Source organism: Pseudomonas sp. AG1028 (genome assembly GCF_007993955.1).
GTDB lineage: Bacteria > Pseudomonadota > Gammaproteobacteria > Pseudomonadales > Pseudomonadaceae > Aquipseudomonas > Aquipseudomonas straminea.
On sequence record NZ_VIVP01000004.1, the window covers coordinates 166,368 to 189,842 of the forward strand.

Sequence of the window (23,475 nt, forward strand, 5' to 3'; positions counted from 1 at the left end):
TCACGCCATGTCCAAGACTCAGTTGTTCGACCTCGACGGCAAGATCGCCTTCGTGTCCGGTGCCAGCCGCGGCATCGGTGAAGCCATCGCCCACCTGCTCGCCCAACAGGGCGCCGAAGTGATCGTCGCCAGCCGCAAGCTCGACGATTGCCAGACCGTCGCCGATGCCATCGTCGCCAAGGGCGGCAAGGCCGTGGCGATGGCCTGCCATATCGGCGAGATGGAGCAGATTCAGGCGGTGTTCGCCGAGATTCGCCAGCGCTACGGGCGACTCGACATCCTGGTCAACAACGCGGCGACCAACCCGCAGTTCTGTAACGTGCTGGATACCGACCTGGGCGCGTTCCAGAAGACTGTCGATGTGAACATCCGCGGCTATTACTTCATGTCCATCGAAGGCGGCAAGCTGATGAAGGAGAACGGCGGCGGCAGCATCATCAACGTGGCGTCGATCAACGGCGTGTCACCGGGTGAATTCCAGGGCATCTATTCGGTGACCAAGGCAGCGGTAATCAGCATGACCAAGGTGTTCGCCAAGGAATGCGCGCAGTTCGGCATCCGCTGCAATGCCCTGCTACCGGGGCTGACCGACACGCGCTTCGCGTCGGCGCTGACCAAGAACGAGGCGATCCTCAACTTCGCCCTGCAGCGCATTCCGCTCAAGCGCGTCGCCGATCCGAGCGAGATGGCCGGCGCGGTGCTGTACCTGGCCAGCGAGGCGTCGAGCTACACCACGGGCGTGGCGTTGAATGTCGATGGCGGGTTTCTTTCCTGAGACCTGGCTGCGAGCCTTGAGGCTGTATTGTGTCGTTATGGGGGCGGTAAGAGGCAGAAGCGGCCGTTCGCCGCTTTTGCTTCTTGATGCTTCTCATGCACGGCAATAGCAGACGACATCAATCGCCCCTTCAGGAGGCCGAATGGAATCGTTGTGTAGGGGGACGAGCCGCATGGATGCGGCGAGAGGCCTGATGGGCCATGGATGGCCCTTCCAGGCCGGCCCCCGGAACGACGATGTAATGAGGGAATCCCAGCGCAGCTGGGGCCGGATGTCGGGGCTAGACCTTTTGGTTACTTTTGGGGCAATGCCAAAAGTAACCCGCTCGTCAGAGCGGAATTGAGCGCGCAAACAACACGGTAATGCTGGCGAACTCATTGTGGGAACGGGCGGGGACGCCTAGTCCATGCCCGTGACTTCTCGCGGGCATGGCCCGCTCCCACAGATAATCACCAGTCCATCCCACGAGAACGACCGGCTGCTCCCCTCACACTCTGCTCATTGCAAATGGGCCACATCCGAGCTGCAGCAACTCATTGCCAATCCTTGAGCGCCTGATGAGCCGCCTCGTTCATCGGCTGGGCCAACAGCCCAGTTGGTGTCAGGCTGACGTTGAACACCGCCTGATCGGCCATCGGCAGGTAGGTCACGCGGCGCGCCTGGGCATCGAACATGAACAGATCGTGCTGGCCCAGGCGCAGCCAGCGCCACAGGTCTACGCCGTACAAGCTGCTGGTCAGCTCGGCCTGTGTGTAACGCGCCTGGTTCTGCTGCTCGATGGACAGGAAGCGGCTGTTGATTTTCTCCAGCCGGTAGCCAGGCTCCAGGCCGATCAGCGCGGCCAGGCCCTTCCACTGCAGCAAACGTACATCCAGTTGCCAGAGATCGCCCTCCAGATTGACGCTGCGCTGCACACCATTCTCGAGAATATCCACCTGATAGACGTTGGCCGTACGGTGGAAGCTCAGGGTTAGCAGTGGCTTGTTGGCGGGCAACGGCTCGTAGCGGCTCAGGTCGTAGGCCACCAGGCCCACCAGCGCCGAAGCAGCGAGAAATATCAGGCCGCTGGTGCCGCGCAGCCAGGCGAGAAACCAGCGCCCGCCGAACAGAATGCGCAGGGCGATGAACAACACCAGCAATGCCAGCAGAGCCGTTGCCCAGGCGAGCGCGTCGTACTGCATCGAATCGATTCCTTGTCAGTGAAAATGTCGGCATTATGCGCAGCGCGTTGCCCGGCGAATAGCGCCGTTGCCGCACAATCGGATACAGGTCGCCTTTTATGTCCCTTCCCTTCGAGATGGCCGTCGAGCCCACGACGTTGCTACTGCTCGCCCTGGTCGCGTTCATTGCCGGTTTCATCGACGCCATCGCCGGCGGCGGTGGTCTGCTGACCATCCCTGCCCTGCTCACTACCGGCCTGCCGCCTCATCTGGTACTGGGCACCAGCAAGCTGTGCGCGACCTTCGGTTCGGCGACCGCCAGCTACACCTTCTACCGTCGCAAGCTGTTCAGCCCGGGCAAGTGGAAGAATGCGATGGTCGCCACCGCCATCGGCGCCATTGGCGGTGCGGTACTGGTGCACTGGATGCCGGCCGAATGGATCAACAAGATGCTGCCGGTGGTGGTGTTCGCCTGCGGTCTGTACCTGCTGTTCGGCAAGACACCGGACGCCCCGCTGGACGCCGACCTGCCCATCGCTAGCCGCCGGCAATGGCCGCAAGGCATCGGCCTGGGTTTCTACGATGGTGTGGCCGGCCCGGGAACCGGCGCCTTCTGGACGGTCAGCACGCTGCTCATGTACCCGCTGGACTTGGTGCGTGCCAGCGGTGTGGCGCGCTCGATGAACTTCATCAGTAACGCCTTTGCCCTGGCGGTATTCATCGCCGCCGGACAAGTGGCCTGGGTGCTGGGCCTGTGCATGGGCTTTTCGCTGATGGCCGGCGCCTTTCTCGGCGCGCGCACGGCAATTGGCGGCGGCTCGAAGTTCATCCGTCCGGTCTTCATTCTGGTGGTGCTGGGGCTGACGACGCGGCTAGTCTGGCAGCACTGGTTCAGCGCCGCCTAACAGGCCTTTGAAAAACGTAGGCGAGGAAGTCAGTGCAAGGCCTGGGCGGCCCCACAAAAACAGCCCAAACGTAGCGCAGCGGAGTAACAGCCGAAGGCTGGCCCGCAGGGCGAACGAAGTGAGTCAAGAGCGCAGTTTACGCGCTGGAAATAAGCATTTTGACTGGGCTCGCACGCGAGGCTGTTTTTAACGAAGCAATGGCAACGTAGGTAGTTTTTCAAGGGCCTGCCAGGCGGCTGGCCACGTACGAATCGATCAGGTAACGGGCGATCGAGCGCGAGGCCGGCAACGGTGGCAGCGCATGGATAGAGAACCAGCGGGCGTCCTCGATCTCCTCTTCCTGCATGACGATCTCACCGCCGGCGTAATCGGCATGAAAGCCCAACATCAGCGAATGCGGGAACGGCCAGTTCTGGCTGCCCTGGTAGCGGATATTGCAAACCTCGACGCCCACCTCTTCACGTACCTCGCGGGCGACGCACTGCTCTACGGACTCACCAGCCTCGACGAAACCGGCCAGGGTACTGTACACGCCGCTGACGAAACGCGGCGAGCGGGCCAGCAGTACCTCATCACCGCGGGTGACCAGCACGATCATGCTCGGCGACAGCCGCGGATAATGGCGCAAGCTGCATGCTGGGCACTGCATGGCGCGCTCGCCGACGACCTGCAGCATCGGCGTGGCGCAACTGCCGCAGAAGCGGTTGTCACTGGCCCAGGTGCCGATCTGCGCGGCAAAACCGAGCATCTGGAACAGCTCGGCATCACCTTCGAGCATCACTTGGCGCAACGACTGCCATTGGCAGCCCGACAGTTCGGCCTTGCCCTGCAGCTCGAGCAGATAGACCGGCTCGCCATGAAAGTGCCCCAGGCCGTGCTCGGCGATCACCGGCAGTTCCTGCTGCTTCAACCACTCGCGGGGAAACAGCAGGCCATTGGCATCGCCGAGAAAATGCTGACGGTGATGGGCCAGTACCAGCCCGCCAGGCTGATCACTATCAAGAAGCCCGGGTTGCCAATGCGCGGCCATCAAGCGGCCACCTCTTGGCCCAGGGCGCGAACGCTTTCTTCAGCCAGATCCAGCACGCTGGGCTGAGCCAGGCCGGCGTCGGCTTCCAGGTAATATTCCAGGCTACTCAAGGCATCGGCGAGCACTTCGAGACGAGCTTCAGCGGGCATCTGGTCGGTGTCGAGCATCTGCGCCTGGATATAGTCGGCGCAGGCACCCACCAGGTTCGCCGCGCGCTCCTGACCGAGGAACCACAGGCCGCCACGCACGGCCTGCAGGCTGAACGGCACATTGGACAGGTGCATACGATCGCCAGCCGATTCCAGATAGGCCGTGATCGCTCGCTTGGCCAGCGCCAGGCCCGCGCGAGCTTCGTCGAGCACCACGATGCGTGCCTCGAACAGCTGATGCTGGGCGAAGGTACACACTTCAGGCTCGGCACGCGGCGCGGTAATGCGCTCACCGCGCTCCAAGGTCGCCACCATGCCTTCGACATACAGCACGGCGTCGGCTAGGGCGATAAGTTGATTTGGCTCGACCGGCGCGCCTTCGCACCAGGCGCTGACCGTCGGCAACTGATTGGCTAGCGAATTGCCGGCCGAGCTCAGGCCGACCATGGCCAGGGTCTTGCTGAGCTTGCCGAGCAGCGCATGCAGGCTGGTCAGGCCATCGGCTTGCAGGGTGCCGCGTTCGCTCAGGTCGAGCAGGTCCTTGACGCTGGCCAGCTCTTCGCGAATCGCCGAACTCAGCGAACGCATCACCGCCTTGCCGGGGCCGGAGAGGCGCTGGTATTCCTCTTCGAGCAGGTGATCGGTGAACGGCAGCGCGGTGATCCCGAATAACTCACGCACCTCGCCCGCCAGCGGTCCGCGGCCGGCGGATAGCGCCACCAGGTAAAGCAACTCCTTGAGCAGGCTGCGCGGCGGCTCGTAGGAGCCGTTGATCAGCATCTGCCGCAGTTCGCGGTCGATGCGCGAGAACAGTTGCTTGCGCGACTTGCGCGGCAGCAGTTGGCCATCGTTCAGTGCTTCCAGAGCGGCTGCGCCGAGCCAGCACAGGCGCCCGCGCGGCTCGTTGGCGAACAGGCCGTCGAGGCGGCTCATGGCACGGCCCATCAGCTTCATGCTGCCTGCCGGATTCTGCTCGCGGATGTAACCCAACAGGCCGACCTGATACATCTGCCGCAAGCGGCGGCCTTCGCTTTCCTTGGCGGCGGCGTCCAGTGCCGGCGGCACCATGCGCGGGCGAGCCTGGTCGAGGCGCACACTGAAGAAGAAGCTTTCCGGCAGCGGCGGCTGTTTGCAGGCCTGACGCAAATCATTGATCGCCGGCAGCAGAAGCTCGGGCATTTCCTGGCGATGGGCGTCGAGGCCTTCGAGGTAGCGACGCAGCACGTGCAACGCATTGCTGAGCGCCGCCAGCTGGGCGTCGCGCTCGCTGCCGATGCCGGCCGGAATATCGGTGGCCTGGTCGAGCACTTCCTGGGCGAGCAATTCCGCACCGGTCAGCTCGATCAGGTTGAGCGTGCCACGCACCTGCTGCAGGTTGTCGACTGCCTGCTGCAGCAGGGTGCCATTGTTGCGCTCGACAATGAACTGCTCGAGACTCGCTTCGGCCTCTTCGATCGTGGCAAACAGTTCGTCGCGAACCAGGCCCAGTGACGATGCTCCAGAAACCATTCGCTAATGTGCCTCCCGCACAGGTGATGAAACCGCGCTCAATCAGCGAACTCGGGATTTTGCTTGCTCATATGGGCCATCATCGCGACACGCAGATCAGCCGATTGCAGCATGGCGGCGTTCCAGGTAGCGACGTAGTCGAGGCCATCGTCGACCCGGTGATCGCGCATGTAGCCGATCATCGCCTTGGTGCCGCGCACGGCAACCGGCGATTTTGCGGCTATGCTTCGGGCAATGTCCATCACGCCACTCAGCAATGTGTCGTGGGTCTCGAATACGCGGTTAACTAGACCGATTTCCCGCGCCTCGGCAGCCTCGATGGTACGGCCGGTGTAGGCCAGCTCGCGCAGCATGCCGTCGCCGATCAGGCGCGGCAGTCGCTGTAGGGTGCCGACGTCGGCAGCCATGCCAATGTCGATTTCCTTGATGGCGAACTGCACGTCCAAGCTGCAATAGCGCATGTCGCAGGCGCTGACCAGATCGATGGCGCCGCCCAGGCAATAACCTTGAATGGCGGCCAGCACAGGCTTGCTGCACTGGTCGACGGCATTGAACGAGGCCTGCAGTTCGAGAATCTTACGGCGCAGGGTCAGGGCATTGCGACCCACGTCCTTGCCGAGCTGGCTGCTGACCTGGGCCAGCAGGTTGAGGTCGATGCCGGAGGAGAAATGCTTGCCGGCGCCAGACAGCACCACCACGCGAACTTCGTCGGTTTCATCGGCCCAACGGAAGATATCGATGATCTCCGTCCAGAAGGCGGCGTTCATCGCGTTGATCTTGTCCGGGCGGTCAATCACCACATGGGCGATCTTTTCCTGCAGTTCGACACGAAAAGCTTGGTATTGCCCCATGAAAGTCATCCTTTTTGAAGCAGGCCGAATAGCCTGCGACACACGCCGCAAAGCAATCGCGCCACTATAGCAAGCGGCGCCGGAAAGTCGATCATGGTCGGCGTGACGCAGTGCACGTCACGCCAATTGGCGCCCTACTTCTCGATGATGCAGTCGACCGTGTAGTAACTGCCCTGCTCGCCCTCGTGACGCTGCAGGCCATGCACATCGGCATCGAAACCCGGGAAGCGTTGTTCGAAGGCCTGGGCGAAACGCAGGTAATCGATGATCGAGCGGGTGGCCGAGGTGAAACGCTCGCCCGGCATGATCAGCGGAATGCCCGGTGGATAGGGCACCAGCATCACCGCGGCGATGCGCCCCTCGACGTCGTCGACCAGCACCTCCTCCACCTCGCCGCGCACCAGCTGGTTGTAGGCATCAGCCGGTTTCAGAGCGATTTCCGGCAGCACCGTGTACATGCGTTTGAGGGATTTGGCGGTGGCGTTTTCGCGGTAGCAGTCGTGCAGCGCATCGCACAGGTCGCGCAAGCCCATGCCCTGGTAACGCAGCGCGCCTTCGCGGGCTACTGAAGGCAGCACCGAAGTCAACGGCAGGTTGGCGTCGTAGCTGCGCTTGAATTCCAGAAGCTCGGTAAGCAGCGTGCTCCACTTGCCCTTGGTGATGCCCATGGAGAACAGCACCAGGAACGAATACAGGCCAGTCTTCTCGACCACCAGGCCGCGCTCCCAGAGAAACTTGCTGACCACCGCAGCGGGAATGCCGCGCTCGTCGAGACGGCCTCCGGCGGTAAGGCCGGGCATCACCAGGGTCACCTTGATCGGGTCGAGCAGCACGTAGTCTTCGGCGACGTCACCGAAACCGTGCCAGTCGGCCTCCGGCTGCAGCAGCCAGTCTGGCGTCGCCACATCGTCGGCGCCCTCGGTCTGCGGCGGTTGCCAGATGCTGAACCACCAGTCCTCGCTGCTCAGGCTCTGCCCCAAATTGGCCAGGGCACGGCGGAAGCTCAGCGCTTCGTCGAAGGTTTCCTGGATCAGCGAGCGCCCGGCCGGGCCTTCCATCATCGCCGAGGCTACGTCCAGCGAGGCGATGATGCCGTACTGCGGCGAGGTGGAGATGTGCATCATGAAGGCTTCGTTGAAGCGGTCGCGGTCGAGCTGGCGTAGCGCACCATCCTGCACGTGGATCATCGAGGCCTGGCTAAAGGCCGCCAGCAGCTTGTGGGTCGAATGGGTGGTGAATACCATCGGGCCGCCGGCCTCGCGGCTGGTGCCCATGCCGTAGCGGCCGGCGTAGAACTCGTGGAACGCGGCGTAGGCGTACCAGGCTTCGTCGAAGTGCAGCACCTCGACCGAATCACCCAGGGTGCGCTTGATCAGCTCGGCGTTGTAGCAAAGGCCGTCGTAGGTGGAGTTGGTCACCACCGCCAGCTTGACCTTGGGCTCGCGACCGCGGGCCAGCGGGCTGGCGTCGATCTTGGCCTGGATCGACTCGCGGGTGAATTCGCTCAGCGGAATCGGGCCGATGATGCCCAGTTCGTTACGCTCCGGCGATAGGTACAGGGGAATCGCGCCGGTCATGATGATGGCGTGGAGGATCGACTTGTGGCAGTTGCGGTCGACCAGCACCAGGTCGTCACGGCCGACCATCGAATGCCAGACGATCTTGTTGGCGGTCGAGGTGCCGTTGATCACGAAATAGGTATGGTCGGCGCCGAAATTGCGCGCGGCGCGCTCCTCGGCGGCGGCCAGGGGGCCGGTGTGGTCGAGCAGCGAGCCGAGTTCCGGGACCGAGACCGACAGGTCGGAGCGCAGCGTGTTCTCGCCGAAGAACTGATGGAACGCCTGCCCGACCGGGCTCTTGCGATAGGCCACGCCACCACCATGCCCCGGCGTGTGCCAGGAGTAGTTGGATTGCGCGGTGTGCTGTACCAGCGCCTTGAAGAACGGCGGCAGCAGGCCATCGAGATAATTGCGCGCGGCGCGTGCCACCTGGCGGGCCAGGAACGGCACAGTATCTTCGAACAGGTAGAGAATGCCGCGCAGCTGATTGAGGTCGGCCATGGCCTCGGCCGGGGCGTTCTCGATGGTGACCTGCTCGCCCAGAGCGAAGATCGGCAGCTGCGGCGCGCGGCGCCGGGCAATGCGTATCAGCTCGACCATGTCCTGCAGCAGGTGGCGGTTTTCCCCGGCGCCTTCGGCGGCAACCAGAATGCAGGCCAGCCCGTGATGGGTCGAGGCGACGATATGGCCTTCCGCAGAACTCGCGGTGGACAGAATGGTGAAGCCATCCTGCTCCAGCTCGGCAGCGATGGCCCGCACCCGCTCGCCGGCCACGGTATCGGCCTTGATATCGCGATGAACGATGAGTACCGGGAACTTGAGGTCTTTGTACATCGGTTACACCTGAGGTCATGCGGGATGAACCCGCTATGTCCTCAGGGTAGAGACTCGCCGCAGAGGACGGAACCCCTCGCGCAGAGCGCTATACGAAAAGGTCGCAATTGACCGATCAGGAGGCAGATGTGCCCTGCTCGGCCGCTTCCATCTGCGCCCACAGCGCGGGCGCACCGGCGGCCTTTTCGATGACTGCCAGGCGCGCGGCATGGGCAGCCAGCTCGTCGGCGCTCGCAGTGATCACCGCGCCACGCGGGCGATCGGCGGGCAGCCGGCGAATCGGCGTGGCTTGCTGGCGGCCACTGCCATCACCGTCGGCGCCTTCACCAGCCAGCGACAGATTGGTCTGCCCACCGGTCATCGCCAGGTAGACGTCGGCGAGAATCTCCGAGTCGAGCAAGGCGCCGTGCAACTCACGGCCGGAGTTGTCGACACCGTAGCGCTTGCACAGGGCATCGAGGCTGTTGCGCTGGCCCGGGTGACGCTCGCGGGCCATCTGCAGGGTGTCGAGTACGTCGCAATAGGCCGCGATGTCCGAACGCTCGTGCTGGCCGATCAGAGCAAATTCGTTGTTCAGAAAGCCGATGTCGAACGGCGCGTTGTGGATGATCAGCTGCGCGCCCTTGATGAACTCGTAGAATTCGTCGGCGATATCCTTGAAACGCGGCTTGTCCTTGAGATCCTCGTTGGTGATGCCGTGCACCGCGATGGCGCCTTCATCGATCTCACGGTCCGGCTGCAGGTAGATGTGGAAATGCCGCCCGGTCAGGCGCCGCCCCTCGACCTCCACACAACCGATCTCGATGACCCGGTGGCCATCGTTTACCGGCATACCGGTGGTTTCAGTATCCAGTACGACTCTACGCACGCTTCATGCTCCTGATATCTTCGACGCCACGGTTAGCCAGCTGATCGGCCCGCTCGTTGCCGGGGTGGCCGATATGGCCGCGCACCCATTCCCAGGTCACATTGTGGCGGTTGACCTGCTCATCCAGCTGCTGCCAGAGGTCGGCATTCTTCACCGGCTCCTTCGAGGCAGTTTTCCAGCCGCGTTTCTTCCAGTTGGGCATCCATTCCTTGATGCCTTTCATCACGTATTGCGAGTCGGTGACCAGGCGTACGTTGCACGGCCGCTTGAGTTCCGCCAGGCCGCGAATCGCGCCCATCAGCTCCATACGGTTGTTGGTGGTCACGGCCTCGCCGCCCCACAATTCCTTCTCGACGCCCTGGAACACCAGCAATGCGCCCCAGCCACCGACGCCCGGATTGCCCTTGCAGGCACCGTCGGTGTAAAGCTCAACTTGATCGGACATGCGCCGCCTTTATCTAGGGTCTGATTTCGATCTGCGGGGCCGGATCAGGCGCCGTCGCGGTCGCGACGACTGATCTTGGCCACCGGCATGGGCACCAGTTTGCCCATGGGCTCACGGCGTGACTGACGCAACGGGCGCAGGCCGACCACCAGCTTGCGCGCCACCAGTACGTAGAACCCGCCACCCGGCGATTGCCAGGCGCCGCCCCAGCGCTCCAGAGGAGCCAACCGGGCCTGCCAGGCCGCCGAAGCAAGCGGCGGACGATAACATCCGAAGCGGCGTTTCTCCAGCGCGAAGCCCAGCAGGTTGAGCCAGTCGCCCAGGCGTTTTGGCGCGATGCAGCGGGCTTCGTGCAACACGTCGTGAGCGAACAGATGGCGCACGCCCCAGGCGCTCATCGGGTTGATGCCGACGATCAGCAAGTGACCGCCTGGGCGCACGCTGCGCGCGGCTTCGCGCAGCAACCTGTGGGGCGACTGACAGAAATCCAGACCGTGCTGCAGCACCACCACATCGGCGGCGTGCTCGACCAGTGGCCAGGATTGCTCCTCGCAGACGATCTCGGTACCGGCGAATGGCGCCCCCAGACGCACGCTGCGCTGGATCTGCTGGGTTTCCAGCGACGTCTCCGCACAGGGGCCGTAATGCACCAGATAGCCGCCAAAGAAACGCGCCAGTTCCTCGTCGAGCAAACGCTGCTCCTGCTCGAGCAGCAAGCGGCCCAGCGGGCCGTCGAACCATTGCCGGGCCGCACCGATCAGTTGCAACCAGTCGGCATCGGCCTGGGCGAAGGGATTGTCGGTCATGTTCGCGTGCTCATCGGATGCTCGTTCATGAAAGTACCTGCTGGGCCATCTCTACCAATGACACCCTGAGTCCACTGACGTTGCACGCAGAGGGAACACGGCTCGCGTTGAAGCGTCAATAGCCCCTAAGATGCATCTTTGTTCCCGGCTTGGCGACCACCTGATGATCAAGATCGAAGCCCTCAGCGCATTCTCCGACAACTACATCTGGCTGCTGCAGGATGCGCAGCACAAGCGTGTCGCGGTGGTCGACCCTGGCGACGCCTCCCCGGTGCAAGCCTGGCTGCGTGAGCATGGCGACTGGACGCTGAGCGACATCCTGATCACCCATCACCATAACGATCACGTTGGTGGCGTCGAGCAGCTGCGACGCGACACCGGCGCTCGGGTCTTTGGGCCGGCCAACGAGAACATTCCGGGCCGCGACCAGGCACTGGCCGATGGCGACCATATAGACGTGCTGGGTCTGCCCCTGCAGGTCATCGAAGTGCCTGGCCACACCCTGGGCCATATCGCCTTCTATCAGCCCGATCATCACTGGCTGTTCTGTGGCGACACCCTGTTCGCCGCCGGCTGTGGCCGCCTGTTCGAGGGCACGCCGGTGCAGATGCAGCAGTCGCTGCAGCGCCTGGCAGCCCTGCCGGACGACACACTGATCTATTGCGCTCACGAATACACACTTAGCAACCTGCGCTTCGCCAAGGCCGTCGAGCCGGGCAACGCGGACATCGCCAGACGTTTCGAGCAGGTCGAGGCATGGCGGCAGAATGGGCAGATCAGCCTGCCGTCCACCCTCAGGCTCGAGCGCGCGACCAACCCATTTCTGCGCGCTGCGGAAACATCGGTTAAAGAAATGATCGCCAGCCGCGAAGGTCGCCCCCTGGCCAGCGAAAGCGAGGTGTTTGCCGCACTACGCGCCTGGAAAGACCGCTTCTGAAGCGCCGACTGGCCCGCAAAATCCTGGTCAAAACTTGACCACTCCTGGATCGGTTTCTAGAATCGCCCGACTTTCGATCCAGGATACCCCCCACAACCAATGCCCTCCTCTCGACCTAACTCCTTGAATTCAAAGGCATTGGCATTGCGCCATCCTGCGCTCGCCCTGGCTGTTTGTGCCGTGCTCGGCGGCTGCCAGAGCCTCGATCAACAACAGGTGGAGAACGAGCCAGCGGTGGATATGAGCGGCAGAACGCCGCATCAGCCGCTGTGGATCAACGGCACGACCAAGGCCGAGCAACCCAAGGACATCTGGGAGCGCGTGCGCGGCGGCTACAAATTGCAGGACGCCATTGGCGTCAACCCGCGCATCGAGCAGCAGCGCCTGTGGTTCTCCAGCAACCCATCGTTCGTCGAAAAGGCTGGAGAACGCAGCAACCCCTACATTCATTACATCGTCGAGCGTCTCGAAGAGCGCAACATGCCGATGGAGCTGGCGCTGCTGCCAATGATCGAGAGCGCCTACAACCCCTTCGCCTACTCACAGGCCGATGCCGTCGGCCTTTGGCAGTTCATTCCCTCCACGGGGCGCAACTTCAACCTGCGCCAGACCCGCTGGTACGACGGCCGACGCGACGTGACGGCCTCTACCCAGGCAGCCATGGATTACTTGGCGCGCCTGCACGAGATGTTCAATGGCGACTGGCTGCTGGCCCTGGCGGCCTACAACGCCGGCGAGGGCCGGGTCAGCCGCGCCATCGAGCGCAACCAGAAGCTCGGTTTGCCGACCGACTACTGGAACCTGTCGCTGCCCCAGGAAACCCAGAACTACGTGCCCAAGCTGCTGGCCCTGTCCCAGGTGATCATGGCGCCGGACGCCTATGGCGTGAGCCTCGCGCCGATCGCCAACGAGCCCTACTTCGAGGAAGTGGAGCTCAAGCAGCGCATGGACCTGGCCCGCGTCGCCGCCCTGGCCGAAGTCGATGAAGACGAGCTGTACCTGCTCAACCCGGCCTTCAAGAAGCGCGTGACCGTGGACGGCCCCCAGCATCTGCTGGTACCGACCCAGAAAGTCGAACTGCTGACCGCCAACCTGTCGACGCTCAAGCCCGAAGACCGTGGCCTGCAGGAATACGTGGTGCGTGCCGGTGACAATTTGCACGGTATTGCCAATCGTTACGAACTCAGCGTGGCCACCATCAAGGAGCTCAACCAGCTCACCGGCAACACCCTGGCCGTGGGCCAGCACCTGAGCCTGCCGACCAGCCTGCAAACGGTGCCCGACGAGGCGCCGCAACGCGCCGTCAATACTGCCGTTGCCTCGCGCAACTACACCATTCGCAATGGCGACAACCTCTGGCAGATCGCCAAGGCGCATAACGTCTCGGTCAACGACATCCAGCGCTGGAATGCCCTGAAGGGCAACTCGCTACGCGTCGGCCAGACCATCAAGCTGCAGGGTGGCCACAGCTCCAGCGCGAAAGCCGTCGCCGACGTCACCTATTACAAGGTGCGCAAGGGCGACTCCCTGCACATGATCGCCAAGCGTTTCAACGTGCAGATGCAGAAGCTGCAAAGCTGGAATCCCCGCACCGGCAAGGCCCTGAAACCGGGCCAGGTGCTGACCCTGCGCCTGGCCAACTGACGCGCATTGCAACACAGTCGCAGTTCACCGCTGGGGCCGCTCTTTTTCCTGTACAGACAAGCTGTTACTGTACGGAAACCTTGCTACCCCGGATCGGATACTGCTCTTGAGACGCCCCCTCCTCTCGCTGTTTTTTGGCCTGGCCACCAGCTTTCCGGCCTGGGCAACGCTCAGCGAAAGCCACGGCTATGCGCAATTCGGCGCGCTCAAGTATCCCGCCAGCTTCGCCCATTTCGACTGGGTCAACCCGGAAGCTCCCAAAGGCGGCACCCTGCGCATCATGGCCGCCGGCAGTTTCGACACGCTCAACCCCTATACGCTCAAGGGCACCAGCCCGGTCGCCACCGCCAACTTCCTGCAATATGGCGTGACCGAGCTGAACGAGCCGTTGATGGCCGGCACCGGACAATACGATCCCTCCGGTGACGAGCCGGCCTCCAGCTACGGGCTGATCGCCAGCTCCGTGGAATACAGCGAAGACCGCAGCTGGGTGGTCTTCAACCTGCGACCCGAGGCGCGCTTTCATGATGGCAAGCCGATCACCGCCTATGACGTGGCGTTCTCCTACCGACTGCTGCTCAAGGAAGGCCACCCGCAGTACCGCACCAACCTGCAGGAAGTAAAACGGGTCGATATTCTTAATCGCCACCGCGTGCGCTTCGTGCTCAAGCGTGCCAACAATCCGCTATTGATCCTGCGCCTCGGCGAACTGCCTGTGTTGCCCCAGCACTACTGGAAGAACCGCGACTTCAAGGCCACCACCTTCGAACCGCCGCTGGGCAGCGGCCCTTACCGCATCACACGTGTCAATCCGGGGCGCAGCCTGACCTTCGAGCGGGTCAAGGACTGGTGGGGCGCCTCCTTGCCGGTCAACCGCGGCAAATACAACTTCGACCGCGTCGAAGTGGATTTCTACCGCGACAGCCATGTCGCCTTCGAAGCCTTCAAGGCCGGCGAATTCGACTTCTACATCGAGCAGCAGGCGAAGAACTGGGCCAACAACTACCGCTTTCCGGCCGTGACCCGCGGCGACGTGATCCGCGCGGAAATCCCCCACCAGATTCCCACCCAGACCCAGGCGCTGTTCATGAACACGCGCCGCGCCACCTTCGAGGACGCCCGCGTACGTGAAGCTCTGGGCCTGATGTTCGACTTCGAGTGGACCAACCGCACCCTGTTCAACAGCTCCTATACCCGAGCGGCCAGTTACTACCCGAACAGCGAGTTTTCCGCCAAAGGCAAGCCCGAGGGCGCCGAATGGCTGCTGTTGTCGCCGTTTCGCGCGCAACTGCCGGCCAAGCTGTTCACCGAGCCGTTCAAGATGCCGGTCACCGATGGGCGGGGCATTCCGCGGGAAACCATGCGCCGCGCCCTTGGTCTACTCGCCGAAGCCGGCTGGAAGCCCTCCGGCCAAAGGCTGATGAACGCCAAGGGCCAGCCGCTGCAATTCGAGATCCTGCTGGTCAACCCGAACCTCGAGCGCATTCTTCAGCCATTTACCGAGAACCTGGCCAGCATCGGCATTCAGGCCAGCCTGAGAACCGTGGATCGCGCCCAGTACAAGCAACGCCTGGATCAGTTCGACTTCGACATGATCCTGCTCACCCTGCCGCAAACCCTCAGCCCGGGCCTGGAGCAATCGCTGTACTTCCACTCCAGCCAGGCCAACGTGAAGGGCGGCAAGAACTACGCGGGCATCCACGATCCGGTCGTCGATGCCTTGCTCGAAAAACTGCTGTCTGCCCGCAGCCGCGACGAACAGGTGGCCGCGACCCGCGCCCTGGATCGCGTGATGCTCTGGCAGTACTACACCATTCCCAACTGGTACATCGACTATCACCGCCTGGCGTACCGCAACCGCTTTGCCTTCGTCGCCACGCCGCCCTACACGCTGGGGCTGCGCACGTGGTGGCTGAAACACACGGAGACCGCACAATGACGCATCCTCTGCGTTCATTTCTGATGCACGGCAGCGCCCTGCTGCTGCTTGGCCTCGCCAGCCTGGCCCAGGCCGCACCGCAACACGCCCTGACGCTGTACGGCGAAGCGCCGAAATACCCGGCCAATTTCAAGCATTTCGATTATGTGAACCCGGATGCGCCCAAGGGCGGCGTGCTGCGCCTGCCCGGCCTCAACGGCTTCGACAGCTTCAACCCGTTCATTCCCAAGGGCAACGCGGCCGACCGCATCGGGCTGATCTACGACACCCTCACCTACCACTCGCCGGATGAGCCCTTCACCGAATACGGACTGCTCGCCGAGAAGGTCGAGAAAGCTGCCGACGACAGTTACGTGCGCTTCTTTCTCAACCCCAAGGCACGCTTTCACGACGGCCACCCGGTGACCGCCGAGGACGTGATCTTCACCTTCAACACCCTGCTCGAACACGGCGACCCCATGTACCGGCACTACTACACCGACGTCGCCGAGGTGGTGGCCGAGAACGAGCGCACCGTGCGTTTCAACTTCAAGCACGCCGGCAACCGCGAGCTGCCGCTGATTCTCGGCCAGCTGCAGGTACTGCCCAAGCACTGGTGGCAAGACCGTGACTTCTCCCGCGGCAGTCTGGAGCCGCCACTGGGAAGCGGCCCTTACCGGATCGCCGACTTCTCGCCGAACAGCTCGATCCGCTTCGAGCGCGTCAAGGACTGGTGGGCCAAGGATCTGCCGGTTTCCCGCGGCCTGTACAACTTCGATCAGATCCGCATCGAGTACTTCCGCGACATGGCCGTCGCCCTGGAGGCCTTCAAGGCTGGCCAGTTCGACGTCAACCTTGAGTATTCGGCCAAGGACTGGGCCACCGGCTACAACTCACCGGCCCTGCGCGCCGGGCGTTTCGTCCAGGAAGCCTTCCCCAACCGCAACCCGGCCGGCATGCAGGGCTTCGTGTTCAACACCCGCAAGCCGATGTTCCAGGACCCGCGGGTGCGCGAAGCCATCGCCCAGCTGTTCGACTTCGAGTGGGCCAACAAGCAGCTGTTCTACGGTGCCTACAAGCGCACCCACAGCTACTTCGAAAACTCGGAAATGGCCGCCCGCGGCCTGCCCAGCCCGGCCGAACTGAAGCTGCTGGAACCGCTGCGCGGGCAGATTCCCGACCGCGTGTTCACCGAGTCCTTCACGCCACCGGTCAGCGACGGCAGCGGCATCATTCGCGACCAGGCGCGCCGCGCCTACCAGTTGCTCACCGAGGCCGGCTACCGGATCGAAAACGACAAGATGGTCGATGCCAACGGTAACCAGCTGACCTTCGAGTTCCTCAATACCCAGGCCAACCTGGAGCGGGTCATCCTGCCCTTCAAGCGCAACCTAGCCGAGCTGGGCATCGACCTGCAGATCCGCCGCGTCGATGTCTCCCAGTACATCAACCGCCTGCGCTCGCGGGATTTCGACATGACCTCGGCGATCTGGCCGCAGTCGAGCTCGCCCGGTAACGAGCAGCGTGAATTCTGGCATTCCAGCAGCGCCGACAACCCGGGCAGCCGCAACCTCATCGGGCTGCGTGACCCGGCCATCGACAAGCTGGTCGAGGGGCTGATCCAGGCCGATTCCCGCGAGTCGCTGATCACCCACACCCGGGCGCTGGACCGCGTGCTGCTGTGGGGCAATTACGTAGTGCCCAACTACTACGTGGACGCCTATCGCGTCGCCTACTGGAAGCGCTTCGGCCACCCGGAGAAATCGCCGCTCTACGATTACGGCCTGATGACCTGGTGGCAGGAAAAGCCGGTCGGCGAAGTGGTCAGCAGCGACGACAAGCCCACCCCAGAGCAGGAAGAACGCTAGATGCTGGCTTATATCCTGCGGCGCCTGCTGCTGATCATTCCGACTGTGTTCGGCATTCTGGTCATCAACTTCGCAATCATTCAGGCCGCGCCTGGTGGCCCGGTGGAGCAGATGATCGCCAAGCTGGAGGGCTTCGATGCCGCTGCCGGAGGCGCCACTGGACGTATCTCCGGTGGCGGCGGTGGCGAGGTGTCCACCGCCGGCTCCAACTACCGCGGCGCTCAGGGCCTGGACCCTGAACTGATAGCCGAGATCGAGAAGATGTATGGCTTCGACAAGTCGGCGCCCGAACGCTTCTGGATCATGATCAAGAACTATGCCCAATTGGATTTCGGCGACAGCTTCTTTCGTGATGCCAAGGTCATCGACCTGATCATGGAAAAGATGCCGGTGTCCATTTCTCTCGGGCTGTGGAGCACCCTGATCATGTATCTGGTGTCCATCCCGCTGGGTATCGCCAAGGCCACCCGGCACGGCAGCGCCTTCGACGTATGGACCAGCTCGGCGATCATCGTCGGCTACGCGATTCCCGCGTTCCTGTTCGCCATTCTGCTGATAGTGCTGTTCGCCGGCGGCAGCTACTGGGACTTCTTTCCGCTACGCGGCCTGACCTCGAGCAACTTCGACGAGCTGAGCCTGAGCGGCAAGATCTACGACTACTTCTGGCACCTGGCGCTGCCGGTGACTGCGCTGGTGATCGGTAACTTCGCCACCCTCACCCTGCTGACCAAGAACAGTTTTCTCGACGAGATCAACAAGCAGTACGTGATCACCGCCCGGGCCAAAGGCCTGAGCAACACCCGTGTGCTCTACGGTCACGTATTCCGCAACGCCATGCTGCTGATCATCGCCGGCTTTCCGGCGGCCTTCATCGGTATCTTCTTCACCGGCTCCTTGCTGATCGAGGTGATTTTCTCCCTTGACGGCCTGGGCCTCCTGAGTTTCGAGGCAGCGATCAACCGCGATTACCCGGTGGTCTTCGGCACCCTGTTCATCTTCACCTTGCTGGGCTTGGTCGTGAAACTGATTGGTGACATCACCTACACCCTGGTCGATCCACGTATCGACTTCGAAAGCAGGGAGGCCTGAACCATGGCACTTTCCCCGCTGAATCAACGCCGCTTCGATCGCTTCAAGGCCCACAAGCGCGGCTGGTGGTCGCTTTGGATCTTTCTCGCCCTGTTCTTCGTGACCCTGGGCGCCGAGCTGATCGCCAACGACAAGCCGCTGGTGGTCAGCTATGACGGCCAGTACTACTTCCCGGTGCTCAAGCGCTACCCGGAAACCACCTTCGGAGGCGAGTTCCCGCTACAGGCCAACTACAAGAGCCCCTACATCCAGGAGTTGATCGAGGAAAAGAATGGCTGGATGATCTGGCCGCCGATCCCCTTCAGCTACTCGAGCATCAACTACGACCTCAAGGTCCCTGCCCCGGCGCCGCCCTCGGCAGCCAACTGGCTGGGCACCGACGACCAGGGTCGCGACGTGCTCGCGCGGATCATCTACGGTTTTCGCATTTCCGTGCTGTTCGCCCTGGCGCTGACCCTCGCCAGCTCGGTGATCGGTGTGGCTGCCGGCGCCCTGCAGGGCTTCTACGGCGGCTGGGTGGACCTGGCAGGGCAGCGCTTTCTAGAAATCTGGTCGGGCCTGCCGGTGCTCTACCTGCTGATCATTCTGGCCAGCTTCGTGCAGCCCAACTTTTGGTGGCTACTGGGCCTGATGCTGTTGTTCTCCTGGATGAGCCTGGTCGATGTGGTGCGCGCCGAGTTCCTGCGCGGCCGCAACCTGGAGTACGTGCGCGCGGCCCGAGCGCTGGGTATGCGCAACGGCGCGATCATGTTCCGCCATATTCTGCCCAATGCCATGGTCTCGACCATGACCTTCCTGCCCTTCATCGTCACCGGCGCCATCGGCACTCTGACCGCCCTAGATTTCCTGGGCTTTGGCCTACCGGCAGGCGCACCGTCGCTCGGCGAACTGGTCGCCCAAGGCAAGTCCAATCTGCAGGCACCCTGGCTGGGCATCAGCGCCTTTGCCGTACTGGCCATCATGCTGAGCCTGCTGGTGTTTATAGGCGAGGCGGCTCGCGATGCGTTCGACCCGAGGAAATGACATGAGCCACCCTGACAACCTCGTCGAAATCCGCGACCTGTCCGTTGCCTTCGTCAGTGGCGAGCACAGCCGCAGTGTGGTCAAGCACATCAGCTTCGACATCCGCCGCGGCGAAACCCTCGCTTTAGTCGGCGAAAGCGGCTCCGGCAAATCGGTCACTGCCCACTCGATCCTGCGTCTGCTGCCCTACCCGCTGGCCCAGCATCCCAGCGGCAGCATCACCTATGCCGGCCAGGATCTGCTCAAGTTGAGCGAGAAGAAGCTGCGCGGCATCCGCGGCAATCGTATCGCCATGGTGTTTCAGGAGCCGATGACCTCGCTCAACCCGTTGCACAGCATCGAAAAGCAGGTCAACGAGGTACTCGCCCTGCACAAGGGTCTGCGCGGCAAGGCCGCTACCCAGCGCACCTTGGAGCTGCTCGAGCTGGTTGGCATCCCCGAGCCGCACAAGCGGCTAAAGGCCCTGCCCCACGAGCTGTCGGGCGGGCAACGCCAGCGCGTGATGATCGCCATGGCCCTGGCCAACGAGCCGGAGCTGCTGATCGCCGACGAGCCGACCACCGCGCTGGACGTGACAGTGCAGCTGAAGATTCTCGAACTGCTCAAGGACCTGCAGGCCCGTCTGGGCATGGCCATGCTGATCATCACCCACGATCTGAAGCTGGTACGCCGTATCGCCCAGCGGGTGTGCGTGATGCAGAACGGTGAGCTGGTCGAACAGGCCGATTGCGAAACGCTGTTCACCACGCCGCAGCATCCCTATACCTGTGAGTTGCTGGCGGCCGAGCCGGATGGCGATCCGGTCGCCTGCGAAGAAGCGCAGCCGATACTGGAGGTCGAAGACCTGCGGGTCTGGTTCCCGATCAAGAAGGGTCTGCTGCGCCGTACCGTCGATCACGTCAAGGCCGTGGATGGCATCAACTTCAGCCTGCCACGGGGCCAGACCCTGGGCATCGTCGGCGAAAGCGGCTCGGGCAAATCGACCCTGGGCCTGGCAATCCTGCGCCTGATCGGCAGCCAGGGCGGCATCCGTTTCGGCGAGCACCACCTGGGGGGACTGTCACAGCGCCAGGTGCGGCCGTTGCGCCGGGAAATGCAGGTGGTGTTCCAGGACCCCTTCGGCAGCCTCAGCCCACGCATGACAGTCGGCATGATCATCGGCGAAGGCCTGCGCATCCACCGTATCGGCAACGAGGCCGAGCAGGAACAGGCGATCATCGATGCACTGCTGGAAGTCGGCCTCGATCCCGAAAGCCGGCACCGCTACCCCCACGAGTTTTCCGGCGGCCAGCGCCAACGCATCGCCATCGCCCGGGCCTTGGTGCTCAAGCCGGCGCTGATCCTGCTCGACGAGCCGACCTCAGCCCTGGACCGCACCGTACAACGTCAAGTTGTCGACCTGTTGCGCTCGCTGCAGGCCAAGTACAACCTCAGCTACCTGTTCATCAGCCATGACCTGGCCGTGGTTCGCGCGATCAGCCATCAACTGATGGTGGTGAAGCAGGGCCAGGTCGTCGAGCAAGGTGACGCCAGGCAGGTCTTCGAGGCGCCGCAGCACCCGTACACCCGGCAGCTTCTGGAAGCGGCCTTCATGACCCGCGTCAAACCCGAACCAGCCATGCCCTGAACGTGCATTGCAGGTTCAGCGGCTGCACAGCTGATTCCTACAAAACCTGCAGATAAACAAAGGCCCCGAAACCGGGGCCTTTGTCATTGCGGCAGATCGGCGCTTAGAAGCGCTCGATATCAGCCTTGCTTTCCAACTGCTTGCGGTACGCGGCGAAGTCTTCCTGGCCACTGCGCGAAGCGAGGAAGCGGCGGTACATGGCTTTCTCCTCGTCGCTCAGCGCCTGCTCCGGCTCACTCACGCCCTTGAGGCGGATCATGGCGTAGTCGCCATTGGCCAGGGCAATGCCGCTGAACTCGGACTTCTCGCCGGTCGGCTTGGGCATGCGGAACAGCGCCTGCAGCACGGCCGGATCAACGCCATCCTGATTGCGGGTAGCTGCTTCGACCACCTGCCACTCGGCGCCCTCAGGCTTGGCCTTGCCGTCGCGCAGATCGCTGACCAGCTGCTCACCAGCCGCCTTGGCCGCTTCGCTGGCACGGGTCTTGGTCAGCTGGGCACGGATGCTGTCAGCCACCTGATCGAGTTCCAGCTGCTGCGGCTTGCGGTGCTCCTTGACGCGAATGACCACCAGGGTATTCGGGTCGAGTTCGATGGCACTGCTGTTGCTGCCGTCTTCCATCACTTCCTGGCTGAAAGCAGCCTGCAGCACCTGACGATTCGAGGCGATACCCTGACCGCCCTGACGACCGAACGGCTCGCTGGTCTGCACCTTCAGGCCCAGCTCCTGAGCAGGCTGTGCCAGGTCGGAGGATTCGAAGGCAGCATCTTCGAGCTGCTTGGTGGCTTCGACGAAACGCTGTTCGACGCGTTGCGCCTTGAGGTCGGTCTCAAGCTTGGCCTTCATGCTGGCGAAGGTCGGCACTTCAGGCGCCTGCACGCCCAGCAGCTTGATCAGGTGCCAGCCGAACTCGGTGCGCACCGGAGCGGAAACCTCATCCTTCTTCAAGGCATAGAGCGCATCTTCGAAGGCCGGGTCGTAAACGCCCTTGCCGGCGTAACCGAGGTCACCGCCATCACTGGCCGAGCCCGGATCCTGGGAGAATTCCTTGGCCAGTGCGGCAAAGTCTTCGCCCTTCTGCAGACGCTTCTGGATATCCTCGATCTTGGCCTTGGCCTGCTCGTCGCTGACGTCGCCGCCCACTTCGATGAGGATGTGCGCGGCGTCGCGCTGCTCGGCCAGGTTGGCGATCTCGGACTGGTAGGCGGCCTTCATCTCTTCATCGGTAACCGAGACCTGTGAGAAGAATGCATCCTTCTTCAGCTCGACATACTCGATGACCACCTGCTCCGGGCTCATGAACTGAGCCTGTTGCGCGTCGTAGTAGGCTTTGACGTCGTCATCGCTGACCTTCACCGCGCCGGCATCGGCCTTGATGGTTCGGGTGGCGAAATCACGGGTCTGCTTTTCCAGGCGTGCGAAAGCGGCCACTTCTTCGTCGGTGACGAAACCGCTGCCAGACAGGCCCGCGCGCAGCTGGCCGATGAGCATTTCCTGCTCGAGCATCTGGCGGAATTGCATACGGGTATAGCCGAGCTGACGGATCACCTGATCGAAACGATCGGCATTGAAGCGACCTTCTACCTGGAACTCAGGCGTCTGCACGATCACCTGATCGAGAGCGGCCTGGGAAAAGGCGAACTTGGAGTCCTTGGCGCCCTGCAACAGCAGTGAGCGCTCGATCAGCCCTTTAAGGGATGCATCGCGCAGCATCCTTTCGTCCAGCATGGCCGGGTCAAAATCCTTGCCCAGTTGCTGCAGCAGCTGACGGCGCTGCATCTCCACAGCCTGGTTGAGCTCGTTCAGGCTGATCTTCTCGCCATTCACCGCGGCGGCGTTCTGGCTGTTGCCCGTGCCGGTGATGATCGCGTCAACACCCGTCAACGCCATAAGAACGACGATCAGGCCGATGATGGTTTTGGCAATCCAACCCTGTGAATTGTCCCTGATATTTTGCAGCATGCATCCCCCAGAACGGTCACGAACTAAAAGTGGCCGCGCAGCGTGGGTAAAAAATCCGGATAGAAGAAAGGCGCATCCTGGGATGCGCCTTCTCGTAACGTGCGAAGCGGATCGGGATCACAACTCAAACAATCCCCGGCGTGACAGACCTTGTGGTCTTATTGCCGCCCCGCAACCGAGCCGGGGTTAGCCGACCCGGCGGGCAAAGGCCCGAAGACGCTTAGTTGACGGCGTCTTTCAGTGCTTTACCAGCTTTGAAACCTGGGATCTTGGCAGCAGCGATGCTGATCGGCTTGCCAGTCTGCGGGTTGCGGCCAGTGCGAGCAGCGCGCTCTTTGACAGCGAAAGTACCGAAACCAACCAGTACAACGGAATCACCAGCCTTCAGAGCGCCAGTTACGGATTCAATCACTGCGTCCAGCGCACGGCCAGCAACAGCTTTCGGGATATCAGCAGATGCGGCGATGGCATCGATCAGTTCCGACTTGTTCACTCTAAGTCCCCTTAATTTCGGT

General features: G+C 62.7%; 19 protein-coding genes. 9 read left to right on the forward strand and 10 right to left on the reverse strand.

Annotated features, from left to right (window positions below; all coding sequences use genetic code 11):
- Positions 1 to 7: 7 nt before the first annotated feature.
- Positions 8 to 775 carry an SDR family oxidoreductase gene (locus tag FB481_RS07995; RefSeq protein WP_093504845.1) on the forward strand — a complete coding sequence of 256 codons (768 nt, stop codon included), beginning with the start codon at positions 8 to 10 and terminating at the stop codon, positions 773 to 775.
- Between the two features lie 533 nt (positions 776 to 1,308).
- Here the strand turns inward: FB481_RS07995 and FB481_RS08000 are convergent.
- On the reverse strand, positions 1,309 to 1,956 hold the full coding sequence (locus tag FB481_RS08000; RefSeq protein WP_093504849.1) for a hypothetical protein: 648 nt from the start codon (positions 1,954 to 1,956) through the stop codon (positions 1,309 to 1,311).
- Between the two features lie 98 nt (positions 1,957 to 2,054).
- Between FB481_RS08000 and FB481_RS08005 the strand changes: the two genes are divergently transcribed.
- A complete protein-coding gene (locus FB481_RS08005; protein ID WP_147175854.1) occupies positions 2,055 to 2,840 on the forward strand; it encodes a TSUP family transporter in 786 nt (261 codons plus the stop codon).
- A gap of 217 nt (positions 2,841 to 3,057) precedes the next feature.
- Here FB481_RS08005 and nudC read toward each other — a convergent pair whose 3' ends face one another.
- The 7 genes from nudC to FB481_RS08040 all read right to left on the reverse strand — a co-directional run bounded on the left by nudC (position 3,058) and on the right by FB481_RS08040 (position 10,891).
- Entirely contained in the window at positions 3,058 to 3,870 is an 813-nt protein-coding gene (gene nudC / locus FB481_RS08010) for an NAD(+) diphosphatase (RefSeq protein WP_093504851.1), read from the reverse strand.
- The gene (locus FB481_RS08015) at positions 3,870 to 5,528 is read right to left on the reverse strand and encodes a ferrous iron transporter B (RefSeq protein WP_093504853.1); all 1,659 of its coding nucleotides are present in this window, start codon (positions 5,526 to 5,528) and stop codon (positions 3,870 to 3,872) included. The genes nudC and FB481_RS08015 overlap by 1 nt, the downstream gene beginning before the upstream one ends.
- A 38-nt stretch (positions 5,529 to 5,566) precedes the next feature.
- Positions 5,567 to 6,379: a crotonase/enoyl-CoA hydratase family protein gene (locus tag FB481_RS08020; RefSeq protein WP_013791359.1), complete on the reverse strand. Its 813-nt coding sequence runs from the start codon at positions 6,377 to 6,379 to the stop codon at positions 5,567 to 5,569.
- Between the two features lie 134 nt (positions 6,380 to 6,513).
- On the reverse strand, positions 6,514 to 8,772 hold the full coding sequence (locus tag FB481_RS08025) for an arginine/lysine/ornithine decarboxylase (RefSeq protein ID WP_147175856.1): 2,259 nt from the start codon (positions 8,770 to 8,772) through the stop codon (positions 6,514 to 6,516).
- A gap of 115 nt (positions 8,773 to 8,887) precedes the next feature.
- On the reverse strand, positions 8,888 to 9,640 hold the full coding sequence (gene dnaQ / locus FB481_RS08030) for a DNA polymerase III subunit epsilon (RefSeq protein ID WP_147175858.1): 753 nt from the start codon (positions 9,638 to 9,640) through the stop codon (positions 8,888 to 8,890).
- Positions 9,633 to 10,085 carry a ribonuclease HI gene (rnhA, locus tag FB481_RS08035; RefSeq protein ID WP_013791356.1) on the reverse strand — a complete coding sequence of 151 codons (453 nt, stop codon included), beginning with the start codon at positions 10,083 to 10,085 and terminating at the stop codon, positions 9,633 to 9,635. The genes dnaQ and rnhA overlap by 8 nt, the downstream gene beginning before the upstream one ends.
- 44 nt (positions 10,086 to 10,129) lie before the next feature.
- Entirely contained in the window at positions 10,130 to 10,891 is a 762-nt protein-coding gene (locus FB481_RS08040) for a class I SAM-dependent methyltransferase (RefSeq protein ID WP_147175860.1), read from the reverse strand.
- Positions 10,892 to 11,054: 163 nt separating this feature from the next.
- On the opposite strand from FB481_RS08040, the gene gloB reads away from it, so the two are divergent.
- The 7 genes from gloB to FB481_RS08075 all read left to right on the forward strand — a co-directional run bounded on the left by gloB (position 11,055) and on the right by FB481_RS08075 (position 20,997).
- Positions 11,055 to 11,828, forward strand: coding sequence for a hydroxyacylglutathione hydrolase (gene gloB, locus FB481_RS08045; protein WP_147175862.1), 774 nt, complete (start codon positions 11,055 to 11,057; stop codon positions 11,826 to 11,828).
- 99 nt (positions 11,829 to 11,927) lie between these two features.
- Positions 11,928 to 13,472 carry a LysM peptidoglycan-binding domain-containing protein gene (locus tag FB481_RS08050; protein ID WP_147175864.1) on the forward strand — a complete coding sequence of 515 codons (1,545 nt, stop codon included), beginning with the start codon at positions 11,928 to 11,930 and terminating at the stop codon, positions 13,470 to 13,472.
- Between the two features lie 106 nt (positions 13,473 to 13,578).
- Positions 13,579 to 15,411 (forward strand): extracellular solute-binding protein, encoded by a 1,833-nt coding sequence (locus tag FB481_RS08055; RefSeq protein WP_147175866.1) that lies wholly within the window; start codon positions 13,579 to 13,581, stop codon positions 15,409 to 15,411.
- A complete protein-coding gene (locus tag FB481_RS08060; RefSeq protein ID WP_147175868.1) occupies positions 15,408 to 17,258 on the forward strand; it encodes an extracellular solute-binding protein in 1,851 nt (616 codons plus the stop codon). The genes FB481_RS08055 and FB481_RS08060 overlap by 4 nt, the downstream gene beginning before the upstream one ends.
- Positions 17,259 to 18,347: a microcin C ABC transporter permease YejB gene (locus tag FB481_RS08065; protein ID WP_093504871.1), complete on the forward strand. Its 1,089-nt coding sequence runs from the start codon at positions 17,259 to 17,261 to the stop codon at positions 18,345 to 18,347.
- Positions 18,348 to 18,350: 3 nt separating this feature from the next.
- Complete coding sequence (locus FB481_RS08070) at positions 18,351 to 19,370, forward strand: ABC transporter permease (RefSeq protein ID WP_093504873.1); 1,020 nt, start codon at positions 18,351 to 18,353, stop codon at positions 19,368 to 19,370.
- A 1-nt stretch (position 19,371) separates the two neighbouring features.
- Entirely contained in the window at positions 19,372 to 20,997 is a 1,626-nt protein-coding gene (locus FB481_RS08075; protein WP_093504875.1) for an ABC transporter ATP-binding protein, read from the forward strand.
- Positions 20,998 to 21,100: 103 nt separating this feature from the next.
- On the opposite strand, the gene FB481_RS08080 is transcribed toward FB481_RS08075, so the two are convergent.
- Positions 21,101 to 22,960, reverse strand: coding sequence for a SurA N-terminal domain-containing protein (locus tag FB481_RS08080; RefSeq protein ID WP_147175870.1), 1,860 nt, complete (start codon positions 22,958 to 22,960; stop codon positions 21,101 to 21,103).
- Positions 22,961 to 23,180: 220 nt separating this feature from the next.
- Positions 23,181 to 23,453 (reverse strand): nucleoid-associated protein HU-beta, encoded by a 273-nt coding sequence (gene hupB, locus FB481_RS08085; protein WP_003239952.1) that lies wholly within the window; start codon positions 23,451 to 23,453, stop codon positions 23,181 to 23,183.
- Positions 23,454 to 23,475 lie beyond the last annotated feature (22 nt).

Coding starts and splice junctions, on each gene's coding strand:
- FB481_RS07995 (WP_093504845.1), top strand. CDS start 8: ATGTCCAAGACTCAGTTGTTCGACCTCGACGGCAAGATCGCCTTCGTG.
- FB481_RS08000 (WP_093504849.1), bottom strand. CDS start 1,956: ATGCAGTACGACGCGCTCGCCTGGGCAACGGCTCTGCTGGCATTGCTG.
- FB481_RS08005 (WP_147175854.1), top strand. CDS start 2,055: ATGTCCCTTCCCTTCGAGATGGCCGTCGAGCCCACGACGTTGCTACTG.
- nudC (WP_093504851.1), bottom strand. CDS start 3,870: ATGGCCGCGCATTGGCAACCCGGGCTTCTTGATAGTGATCAGCCTGGC.
- FB481_RS08015 (WP_093504853.1), bottom strand. CDS start 5,528: ATGGTTTCTGGAGCATCGTCACTGGGCCTGGTTCGCGACGAACTGTTT.
- FB481_RS08020 (WP_013791359.1), bottom strand. CDS start 6,379: ATGGGGCAATACCAAGCTTTTCGTGTCGAACTGCAGGAAAAGATCGCC.
- FB481_RS08025 (WP_147175856.1), bottom strand. CDS start 8,772: ATGTACAAAGACCTCAAGTTCCCGGTACTCATCGTTCATCGCGATATC.
- rnhA (WP_013791356.1), bottom strand. CDS start 10,085: ATGTCCGATCAAGTTGAGCTTTACACCGACGGTGCCTGCAAGGGCAAT.
- FB481_RS08040 (WP_147175860.1), bottom strand. CDS start 10,891: ATGACCGACAATCCCTTCGCCCAGGCCGATGCCGACTGGTTGCAACTG.
- gloB (WP_147175862.1), top strand. CDS start 11,055: ATGATCAAGATCGAAGCCCTCAGCGCATTCTCCGACAACTACATCTGG.
- FB481_RS08050 (WP_147175864.1), top strand. CDS start 11,928: ATGCCCTCCTCTCGACCTAACTCCTTGAATTCAAAGGCATTGGCATTG.
- FB481_RS08060 (WP_147175868.1), top strand. CDS start 15,408: ATGACGCATCCTCTGCGTTCATTTCTGATGCACGGCAGCGCCCTGCTG.
- FB481_RS08065 (WP_093504871.1), top strand. CDS start 17,259: ATGCTGGCTTATATCCTGCGGCGCCTGCTGCTGATCATTCCGACTGTG.
- FB481_RS08070 (WP_093504873.1), top strand. CDS start 18,351: ATGGCACTTTCCCCGCTGAATCAACGCCGCTTCGATCGCTTCAAGGCC.
- FB481_RS08075 (WP_093504875.1), top strand. CDS start 19,372: ATGAGCCACCCTGACAACCTCGTCGAAATCCGCGACCTGTCCGTTGCC.
- FB481_RS08080 (WP_147175870.1), bottom strand. CDS start 22,960: ATGCTGCAAAATATCAGGGACAATTCACAGGGTTGGATTGCCAAAACC.